At 44.1% G+C, this 7,072-nt stretch carries 7 protein-coding genes and 1 pseudogene; 1 reads left to right on the forward strand and 7 read right to left on the reverse strand.

Going from position 1 to position 7,072, the window contains the following annotated elements; translation table 11 throughout:
* Positions 1-27: 27 nt before the first annotated feature.
* The 6 genes from icd to RWY97_RS08945 form a co-directional block, all read right to left on the reverse strand.
* Complete coding sequence (gene icd / locus RWY97_RS08920; RefSeq protein ID WP_315566741.1) at positions 28-1,209, reverse strand: NADP-dependent isocitrate dehydrogenase; 1,182 nt, start codon at positions 1,207-1,209, stop codon at positions 28-30.
* Positions 1,210-1,226: 17 nt separating this feature from the next.
* Positions 1,227-3,488, reverse strand: coding sequence for an aconitate hydratase (locus tag RWY97_RS08925; protein WP_315566743.1), 2,262 nt, complete (start codon positions 3,486-3,488; stop codon positions 1,227-1,229).
* 221 nt (positions 3,489-3,709) lie between these two features.
* Complete coding sequence (locus tag RWY97_RS08930; protein ID WP_315566745.1) at positions 3,710-4,027, reverse strand: hypothetical protein; 318 nt, start codon at positions 4,025-4,027, stop codon at positions 3,710-3,712.
* 198 nt (positions 4,028-4,225) lie between these two features.
* Complete coding sequence (locus RWY97_RS08935; protein WP_315566747.1) at positions 4,226-4,975, reverse strand: hypothetical protein; 750 nt, start codon at positions 4,973-4,975, stop codon at positions 4,226-4,228.
* A 38-nt stretch (positions 4,976-5,013) separates the two neighbouring features.
* Positions 5,014-5,556 carry a hypothetical protein gene (locus tag RWY97_RS08940; RefSeq protein WP_004378912.1) on the reverse strand — a complete coding sequence of 181 codons (543 nt, stop codon included), beginning with the start codon at positions 5,554-5,556 and terminating at the stop codon, positions 5,014-5,016.
* Positions 5,557-5,582: 26 nt separating this feature from the next.
* Positions 5,583-6,407, reverse strand: a complete 825-nt coding sequence (locus RWY97_RS08945) for a polymorphic toxin-type HINT domain-containing protein (RefSeq protein WP_315566748.1) — start codon at positions 6,405-6,407, stop codon at positions 5,583-5,585.
* On the opposite strand from RWY97_RS08945, the gene RWY97_RS08950 reads away from it, so the two are divergent.
* Entirely contained in the window at positions 6,400-6,585 is a 186-nt protein-coding gene (locus tag RWY97_RS08950; RefSeq protein WP_315566750.1) for a hypothetical protein, read from the forward strand. The genes RWY97_RS08945 and RWY97_RS08950 overlap by 8 nt on opposite strands.
* Before the next feature lie 80 nt (positions 6,586-6,665).
* Here the strand turns inward: RWY97_RS08950 and RWY97_RS08955 are convergent.
* A pseudogene (locus tag RWY97_RS08955) lies at positions 6,666-7,072 on the reverse strand (hypothetical protein); the annotation flags it as partial.

Below are 7,072 nucleotides of genomic sequence, written 5' to 3' on the forward strand. Positions count from 1 at the left end.
TCTTACATTTAGGTGTTAAGTTTTACGTCATAATGTTTCTATCAGTTTTTCTCCGAATTCCCTGCTTCCCACAGACTTTCCGTGGTCCATAAAGCGGGCCAGATCGGCCGTTGCACAGCCTTGAACGAACAATCGCTCCATCGCATCGGTAATCAAGCGGCCGGCCTCTTTCCATCCTATATAGTCAAGCATCATTACAGCTGAGAGGATGATCGAGCTGGGATTCACCTTGTCTTTTCCTGCAATGTCGGGTGCAATACCGTGAGTAGCCTCGAAAATGGCATGTCCCGAAACATAATTGATATTGGCTCCCGGTGCAATACCGATGCCACCGACCTGTGCTGCCAGCATATCGCTGATGTAATCGCCGTTGAGATTCATCGTTGCAATGACACTGTAATCCTGCGGTTTTATCAAAACATTTTGTAAGAATGCGTCGCAGATACAATCATTCACGATCAGACGACCGCTCTTCAAAGCCTCGCCGTATTCGCGTTCGGCTAATTCGTAACCCCATTTTTTGAATCCTCCCTCAGTGAATTTCATAATATTGCCTTTATGAACCAGCGTCACCGACGGCAAGTTGCGAGTGAGTGCATATTCGATAGCACTACGAATGAGCCGCTCGCTGCCTTCACGCGACACGGGTTTTACACCAAAGCCCGATGTATCGGGGAAGCGGACTTTATTCACTCCCATATCATCGTGCAGGAAACGGAGGAACTTACGGGCCTCATCAGAACCTGCTTCCCACTCAATTCCAGCATAAATATCCTCGGTATTCTCGCGGAAAATACACATATCCACGTTTTCGGGATGTTTCACAGGCGACTCTATCCCCCGGAAATAACGCACGGGACGCAGGCAGACATATAGATCTAGCGTCTGACGGAGAGCCACATTAAGTGAGCGGATGCCGCCCCCCACGGGAGTCATCAGCGGCCCCTTGATTCCCACTAAATATTTGCTGAACGCATCAAGCGTGGCCTGTGGCAGCCACTCTCCGACCTGTTCGTTGGCCTTACCACCTGCAAACACCTCTTTCCATTCGATCCGTTTCTGTCCGTTATACGCCTTCCTTACGGCCGCATCGACCACTTGCCGACAGATTGGCGTAATCTCTGCTCCCACACCGTCGCCTTCAATGAAAGGAACAGTAGCCACATCGGGCACGACAAGTTGTCCATTTTGTTTTGTTATCTTTGCCATATCATCAAATAAAAAGGTTATTGGTTCATCTTCGAGAAATTCAACGCTGAGCCTGCTTTGAACCAGCCGATCTGCAATTCATTGTAAGTATGCTCGACAGGAAAACTCTCCGTGCTGCCGTCTTCGTGCCGAAGCGTTACGGTGAGTTTGCTGCCGGGAGCGAAGTCGTGCAGCCCCGTGAGACTGATGCGATCGTTTTCCTGCACCTTATTATAATCGTCCTTATCCACAAAGGTCAATGCCAGCATTCCCTGTTTCTTCAAATTGGTTTCGTGAATGCGCGCGAAACTTTTGGCAAGAATCACTTTCACGTTTAGGAAACGTGGTTCCATTGCGGCATGTTCACGACTCGATCCTTCGCCATAGTTGTCTTCAGCAACAACAATTGACGAGATTCCTAAAACTTTATAGGCTTTAGCAGCCGTACTCACCGGCACATAATGGCCATCAATCTGAGACTTCACATTGTTGGACTTACCGTTGAATGCATTCACGGCACCCATCAATAGATTATCTGAGATATTTTGCAGATGTCCGCGGAACTTCAACCACGGACCTGCCATCGATATATGATCGGTGGTACATTTGCCCTGTGTCTTGATGAGCAAAGGCATATCGATCAGATCTTGCCCATTCCACGGAGCAAAAGGCACCAACTTCTGTAAACGGTCGGACACAGGACTGATGACCACCTCGATATCCGTATTGGCATCTGAGGGCGCTATGAAACCTTTATTCCGCACATCGAAGCCGAGTGGCGGGAAGACATCTCCAGTCGGTTCAACTAATTTCACGACATTACCGTCTCTGTCTTGCAGCACATCGGTAACCGGATTGAAGTCCAATCGACCGGCAATAGCTAATACGGTTGTCAGCTCGGGCGAACCGATAAAAGCATATGTATTGGGATTTCCATCGGCACGACGTCGAAAATTACGATTGAACGATGTAACAATAGTATTCTTGCGCTCGTTGTCATCGGTATGGCGCTTCCATTGTCCGATACAAGGTCCGCAGGCATTGGTCATAATAATGGCTCCCGCTTTTTTGAAATCGTCCAGTATTCCGTCGCGTTCGGCCGTATAGCGGATTTGCTCGCTACCGGGATTGATAATCAACTGCGCTTTGACGGGAATGTTCCGTTCGGATGCCTGACGCACGATCGATGCCGAACGACACAAGTCTTCGTAACTGGAATTAGTGCACGAGCCGATCAACCCCACCTCGACCGTCATCGGGAATTCCTCGGCCGGCCCCTTGGCACACATTTCCGAGATGGGCGTTGCGGCATCGGGTGTAAACGGACCGTTGAGATGCGGCTCGATTTTCGAGAGATCAAGCTCGATAATCTGATCATAATAGTCTGCGGGGCTCTCATAAACGGCTTCGTCGGCCCGCAGATCTGCGGCACAATGACGGGCCATCTCGGCAACCGATTCGCGCCCCGTGCGACACAGATACTCATCAGAATTTGCGTCGAAAGGAAAAATGCTGCACGTAGCCCCCAACTCTGCCCCCATATTACAAATGGTAGCCTTGCCCGTAGCGGATATACTGCCAAGCCCCTCGCCGAAATATTCGAGTATGGCATTGGTGCCTCCCTTTACGGTGAGAATACCCAGGATTTCCAAAATTACATCCTTAGGACCAGCCCATCCGCTCAGCCGACCTGTGAGTTTTACACCGATCAATTTAGGCATCTTCAATTCCCACGGCTGACCGGTCAATACATCGACGGCATCTGCACCACCTACGCCAACAGCCACCATTCCTAATCCACCCGCATTAGGCGTGTGCGAGTCAGTGCCTACCATCATTCCACCAGGAAAAGCATAATTTTCAAGCACCACCTGATGAATGATTCCCGCTCCCGGTTCCCAAAAACCGATATGGTATTTCTGCGAAACGGAACGCAGGAAGTCATACACTTCTTTATTGGATTCATTGGCTGTGGCCAGGTCTTTACTTGCGCCGACATCGGCACGGATAAGGTGATCACAGTGAACTGACGCCGGAACGGCCACCCGATTCTTACCGGCATTCATAAACTGGAGTAGTGCCATCTGCGCCGTAGCATCCTGCATCGCTACGCGGTCGGGTCGAAAGTTCACATAATCGGCACCACGCCGGTAAACTTTCAGCTCTTTCGGATCATACAAATGAGCAAAGAGCACTTTCTCTGCATACGTGAGAGGTCGACGCACAACTTGTCTCACAATCTCTATTCTATTCAAATAAGATGAATAAAAAGATCTCAGCATTTCAATGTCTAATATCATCTTGTTCGCTTTTGAGGTTAATGTTTATGATCGCAAATATAATAAAAAAACACAGCTTGTAATAATTACAATCTGTGATATTCTTATTTTATAACATAATTTACGAAGTTCCAATATTCTGGAAAATTCTACAAGCGAGTGTAAAATAAAGTATGCCTATATTACGCTAATACAATGGATATCAGCGTTTTTCCAAATATTACGCCTTGAAGGCGTAATATTCAGAACGAGTTAGCTCCGTGATCAGATTTTGACAATCCTTTATGAGTAGTAATAACACTACCGGTAGTCTTTTGGACAGTTTCATAATTATGGGCACTGTTCTTAGCTAACTTGACATCGTTGTAAATCTTTTGCCCCGCTTCAGTCATTTCCTCTACCCAAATCCCCTGCGGATCTGCATCGCGAAAATACATACCGTAATGATTTGAGGAATAGTCTCCACCAATGTAATAGCAGCTTACTGTCAAGAGCAGAGCTACAGGATTGCCACCACCGGTAGCCCCTCCGATAAGTCCTTGGAAGAACTGGCTCTTCATATGACTGGCAATAATGCCAGTTTATGATACCATGGTCTTCATAGACGAATTTCTGACGTAAGAATACATTGCAGCTCCAATACCACATCGCAGTCGTGCTGCAACTGGTACCCATAAATCATATGGCAATTTTATGTCGGTTTGTATTTATATAATCAAAACTATAAAAGCCCAATACGTCCGTTTTCCTGCTTTCACCTATTCGTCACCATCCAATTCCCAAGGAAATTTATACGAGTTGTCTTTTTCTTTATCTGCCAATGGCATTAATTCGTCGTCTTTCCAACGTTTCATCTCAAACAAGGAAAGCCAGTCGCCGAATTCAGGATACTTCTGCCAATTAGATTCTACATTGACGCGCTGTTCCGAATCATAAATCGTGTGCTCGTCACCGATTTCCTCTATCTTACGAACTCTTCCGTCTGGAGTAAATTCGTAGTCCGTATAGTCGTAATCCCAGTCTCCATATTCGTCTTTTTCCTCATGATAATAACGCAAGGACAGTTGGTACAGAAACAAATAGCCCTTCCTATTTCCCTTTTCGTTTTGATAAGGAGAAGGTTCAAAACGATAACTCATAAATGTACGTCCTAATTCATCCAAAAAAGAAACATTACATCCTTCACCTAAGAAAGTAATAAAAGCGTATGGCTGTTTGTTGAATTCCAATAGTGCCGTGACTTCGAAAGGAAATCCCATCTTATCCAAGAGCCTATTGTATTCACCAGGAGTAAAGCCTTTATCCCAAGCCATTTCGGCCATACTTCGGTTTCTTCCATAGGAAAAGCGTGCCCATTGCTCCATAGTATAGCTCTGCATCTCTTTTGGAACACGCTTGGAAACGCGACTTTTATATCTAATGTCATAAACTTCACATGTTTCTTCTTCTGAACAAAGTTTATATATAGCGTAATTCCAATCACGATAGGTTATCTTCAATTCTTCCATAAATGTTGCTTGTCATATTGCTGTCAACTCATCCAAACTTATATTTTCCAATATGCTACATCCGGATTGAGTTGTGAAGCAACTTCGTATTCCTTGTCTTCATCATAATCAAGGTATCCGTCATCATCTAAAAAATATACATTATTTTTATAATTGGCAACTAATGTTTTAAAGAAATGATTTGAGTCTTTAAAAAGGACACCAATACTCTCCTCATCATGAAAAATTTCACATATTTCTCCTGTAAGGCCATTCATTGCAATATAATCAGATGAATAATTACATAGAATTGGGAAATAAATATTGTTCGTTATTTGTGCCAATTTCCTATAATGGGAAATCCACTCATCTATATGTATAAGTAAGAAGCCCGGTATAAAATCCATGTATTTTTGCTCTTCTACATTATATTTTGTTCCCCCTACATTGGAATATACGATCTCAAATAAGTTGGGAATGCTTTGTTCCATTATCTCTTCCAAAATAAAAGACCACCCCCAATTTATTGGTAACAGGCTATTTCTATATCCATTACGGATAGCATCTGATAGCCTAAGGTAATCTAAAAAATCTTTTTCCATATTTCCCCTTTTAATATATACAAAAACTATTCAATGATTTCTATATCAAAATAATCTCCATTACCAATTTCATTATCTTTATAAAATTTACCCAAGTTCCTTCCAACCTCTTGATTTTCTGAACTTGGAACCTCTTTTATTTTTGCACCTTTTCCTCCCTGTTGAGTAGAAGCATAAGGATACTCGTCATAATCAAACCCTTCTTTAGGCCCTCCTTGCTTTTTTCTTATAGCTTTTTGGGCTTCATATCTATTTTTCTTAGCTGCTTTTTTCCCTGCTCCTCTCTTTAATCTAGTAGGTAGCCCTTCCCTTTTAGCTTCTTCTATGAGTTTTACATGATTTGGGTATTTCTTTCGAGATATTTTAAATATCTTACTAATACATTTCTCAGCATTATGCACGAGCCATACCAACGCCCCCACAAAGTAGGTATGCCAATTAGAGACCTCAAAGTTATAAACTTTCCTTGGCCGATACGAGAACTTTACATCTTTTATTTCGATATCTTCTTCATTTCTGCTTCTTATCTTATCGCCTGTTTGCAGATCAGCAGCATCTTTCCAACTGTTGTCTGTAAGGAAAGGATGCTCGGCTGTCGTCTCTATGAATTCCTCTTCCGTGTATAGTTCAACGGTATAATCAATTTCACGAACCATCATCCGGACGATTTCCTGAAATCCTGTTTCACCAGTCAATTCGTTATACGACCAGACCTTGTCACCGGTCTTGATCTCCTTGATGTTCTTCAGGCCGCCAGCCGTATTGATTTTAGTCCCTACGGAGGAAGCAGCAGTGGTCGCACCAAACGATACAAGGCCGGCGATGTCTAAGGCAAGGAACCCGATGTTCATCGCCATCATTCCCCAGTTGCCTTTCATTCCCTCACGGACGGCACCGACGATGGAGCCGACGACGGGAATCAATTCTACGGCATCAAGCCAACCCCAACCCTCATCTTCATCTGTCTTAGACCCCTACTCTTGCAAGGCTTTGATGTCCTCCATTGCATCATCGGGCAGCGGAACCTGACCGCTGGTCACAAACTGTATCTTTCCACCCAGGCTGCAAGGCATATCTGACCTGAACAGGAGAGTCTCTTGACCTTTTATCTATTCGTCATCATCCAATTCCCAAGGAAATTTATACGATTTGTCTTTTTCTTTATCTGCCAATGGCATTAATTCGTCGTCTTTCCAACGTTTCATCTCAAACAAGGAAAGCCAGTCGCCGAATTCAGGATACTTCTGCCAATTAGATTCTACATTGACGCGCTGTTCCGAATCATAAATCGTGTGCTCGTCACCGATTTCCTCTATCTTACGAACTCTTCCGTCTGGAGTAAATTCGTAGTCCGTATAGTCGTAATCCCAGTCTCCATATTCGTCTTTTTCCTCATGATAATACAGCAAGGAAAGTTGATATAGAAACAAATAGCCCTTCCTGTTTCCCTTTTCGTTTTGATAAGGAGAAGGTTCAAAACGATAACTCATATATGTACGTCCTAATTCATCTAAAA

Origin of the sequence: Hoylesella pleuritidis, assembly GCF_963541955.1 — a bacterium.
Classification (GTDB): Bacteria; Bacteroidota; Bacteroidia; order Bacteroidales; family Bacteroidaceae; genus Prevotella; species Prevotella pleuritidis.

Coding starts and splice junctions, on each gene's coding strand:
- icd (WP_315566741.1), bottom strand. CDS start 1,209: ATGGCAAAGATAACAAAACAAAATGGACAACTTGTCGTGCCCGATGTG.
- RWY97_RS08925 (WP_315566743.1), bottom strand. CDS start 3,488: ATGATATTAGACATTGAAATGCTGAGATCTTTTTATTCATCTTATTTG.
- RWY97_RS08930 (WP_315566745.1), bottom strand. CDS start 4,027: ATGAAGAGCCAGTTCTTCCAAGGACTTATCGGAGGGGCTACCGGTGGT.
- RWY97_RS08935 (WP_315566747.1), bottom strand. CDS start 4,975: ATGGAAGAATTGAAGATAACCTATCGTGATTGGAATTACGCTATATAT.
- RWY97_RS08940 (WP_004378912.1), bottom strand. CDS start 5,556: ATGGAAAAAGATTTTTTAGATTACCTTAGGCTATCAGATGCTATCCGT.
- RWY97_RS08950 (WP_315566750.1), top strand. CDS start 6,400: ATGTTCATCGCCATCATTCCCCAGTTGCCTTTCATTCCCTCACGGACG.
- RWY97_RS08945 (WP_315566748.1), bottom strand. CDS start 6,407: ATGAACATCGGGTTCCTTGCCTTAGACATCGCCGGCCTTGTATCGTTT.